Here is a 2,510-nt window from a genome sequence, read left to right as displayed (position 1 = left end):
CGCAATTCATCACCGGCGAGACCCTCCGCGTCGACGGCGGACGACACGTTCGGTAAGGGACGGCTCGCCGAGGCGTCCCTCGGCGCCGGGCGCCGGGTACCGGGTACAGTGCGTAGCCGTCGGGCTTGCCCGACGGTGACCGTCCGCACAGCCGCAACAGTCCCTTCTGAGACCCGAGGCCCGAGACGCGCCGGCACCGTCAGGGCTTCTTCGCGCCAGTCCGTGCGCTTATCCAGTCGCCGACCTTCGTCTCCCACACGCGCCAGGCAGGCTCCTCGTGCCAGGCCTCCATGCCGTGGGGTGCGCCATCGATCTCCACGCCCTGCACGTCGGCACCCGTCGCGGTCAGGCGCGCGAGGTAGGCGCGCTGCTGCACCGCGAGCCGATCGGCCGTGCCCACCGCGAGCAGCATCGGCGGCAAGGTCTTGCGCGCCTGATGCTGCGGTGAGTACTCGCGCAGCGTCGCCACCGACGCGGCGTCGAGGCTGGTGATCCGGAACAGGCGACGCGCGAGTGATCGCGGGTTGGCGGGGTCGCCCGCCATCGCTTCGAGGTCGTAGACCCCGTAGAACGACACCACGCCAGCCAGCGACGGCTCGCTGCCCGCGACGTGCGCCACGAGCTGTCCGCTGGCCGACTCGCCCACGAGCACGAGGCGCGCCGGGTCGATGCGCAGGTCCGCGGCGTGCGTGCGCACGTACTGCAGCGCGGCCTTCACGTCGGCGACCTGCTCGCGGTTGGTCACGTCGGGCGTGAGCCGGTAGTCGATCGACACCCAGGCGAGCCCCTTCGATGCGGCAAGCGCGAGCATCGGCGCGATGTAGGTGACGCGATCGCCCGCCTCCCACCCGCCACCGTGCACGAGGACCACGGCGCCGTGCGGCCCTGGCGTGGAAGGGACCCAGGCGTCGAGCGCCAACCGGTTGGCGGCGTCGTACACGATCCGCTTACGCAGCCCCGTGCCCGGCGAGGCCGCCCGGGCGGCTGGCGGCACCGTGCCGACCTGCGACGCCAGCGACGACAGCAGCGCGGCCTTGTAGCCCCACTGCGACGGCCACCAGTTCTCCACGCGATGGCTCGCGCCGGGTACCTCGACCACGTCGCAGCCAGCCGTGGCACGCGCGCAGAGTGCGCGAGCCTGCGCGATCGGCACCTCGCTGTCGGCACCGCCGTGGATGATGCGCGTCGGCACGGCCGGAGCCGGCGCATCCGTGAAGCGCCCCCCGACGACCACGACCGACGCGGGCGGCGCCGGTGCACCGGCGAACCTGCCGAGCCGCAGTTCCCGCAGGCGCGCAGCCACGAGCAGGGCCATGGGAGCGGCGCTGTCCTCGGCCACGAGCACGGTCTTGTACTGATCGACGTGCAGCGCTGCCGCGTGGCACTTGGTCAGCATGCGCAGCGCGCTCGTCAGGTCCTCCGACGCTGCGTCGAGGCTCGGCGCGTGGTAGTCGATGGTCGCCACGACGTACCCGGCATCGCCGAACAGCTCGACCAGTTGCCCGACGTACGAGGAACGCTGGCCGATCGTCCCCTTCCCGCCGCGCAGCACGACGGCGATCGGCCGCGTCGCCGCATCGGCGTGCGGATAGACGTCGAGTGCGATCGGGTAGCGCTCGGTGCCCCCGAACCGCACGTTCATGAGCCCCCCGGGCAGCAGCGCGCCGCCCTGTGTGCCCGTCGGCGTGAGCGGTAGGCAGCCATTCGGCGCGGGCTGGCCACTGGCAGGGTGAGCCGCCGCGCCGAACGCGAGAGCCCCTGCCAGACATGCGGCGACGAGGCCCGTGGAGCGCAGGGTGTGCATGGCGGCATTATCAGCCCCGACTGGCAGGCGCCGTGTGCCCCTTGCGCCTCGACACCATCCGGACTCCGCGGCATGAGGCAGTGCCGCTGCTGGTCCGCGGGGCGGATCGAAGCAGGCCGACGACTCATTACCGTGGTAATGTGGCCCCATGGTCATCACCCGTTCACGGCTCACGGCCCAGGGCCAGGTCTCGGTGCCGGCCGAGGTGCGACGCAAGCTCGGCGTCGGGCCGGGGTCCGTGCTGGAGTGGACGCAGGAGGGAGAAGCGATCGTCGTCCGACGCTCGGGCACGTACTCCTCCGAGGACATCCAGCACGCCCTCTTCGGCGATGCGCCTCCCGCCAGGCAGTCCCTTCGCGCCCTGAAGGACGGAATCAGGGCGCACGTCCGGACGCGCCATGCGCGCGGTTGACACCAACGTGCTCGTCCGCCTGCTGGCGCGTGACGACGCGCGGCAGGCGGAGGGCGCGGATGCCTTCGTGGAGCCGGGCGCGTGGGTGTCGGTGGTCGTGCTCGTCGAGGCGACGTGGGTGCTCGGCACCGTCTACGAGCGCGATGCCCGCCAGATCGCCCTGGCAATCGAGATGCTGCTGAACCATCGAAGCCTGGTGCTCCAGCACGCCGAGGCCGTGCAGGCTGCGCTCCACGTGTTCCGGCGGCGCCCCGCGCTGGGCTTCTCGGACTGCCTCGTGGTCGAACTGGCCCG

Annotated in this window: 3 protein-coding genes; 2 read left to right on the top strand and 1 reads right to left on the bottom strand. The window is 72.2% G+C overall.

Translation table 11 applies throughout. The annotated features are described in order from the left end of the window. Nucleotides 1-199: 199 nt before the first annotated feature. Nucleotides 200-1,804, bottom strand: a complete 1,605-nt coding sequence (locus tag ACIRDX_RS22820) for an alpha/beta hydrolase (RefSeq protein WP_396627708.1) — start codon at nt 1,802-1,804, stop codon at nt 200-202. A gap of 148 nt (nt 1,805-1,952) precedes the next feature. Between ACIRDX_RS22820 and ACIRDX_RS22815 the strand changes: the two genes are divergently transcribed. Both ACIRDX_RS22815 and ACIRDX_RS22810 read left to right on the top strand, forming a co-directional pair. Then, nucleotides 1,953-2,216: an AbrB/MazE/SpoVT family DNA-binding domain-containing protein gene (locus tag ACIRDX_RS22815; protein WP_396627707.1), complete on the top strand. Its 264-nt coding sequence runs from the start codon at nt 1,953-1,955 to the stop codon at nt 2,214-2,216. Continuing rightward, the coding region (locus tag ACIRDX_RS22810; protein ID WP_396627706.1) for a PIN domain-containing protein at nt 2,203-2,510 on the top strand (308 nt) is incomplete at its 3' end. The genes ACIRDX_RS22815 and ACIRDX_RS22810, both read left to right, overlap by 14 nt.

Origin of the sequence: Luteitalea sp. (assembly GCF_044337415.1) — a bacterium.
GTDB lineage: Bacteria > Acidobacteriota > Vicinamibacteria > Vicinamibacterales > Vicinamibacteraceae > Luteitalea.
This window is presented reverse-complemented; position numbering and strand designations above follow the sequence as displayed.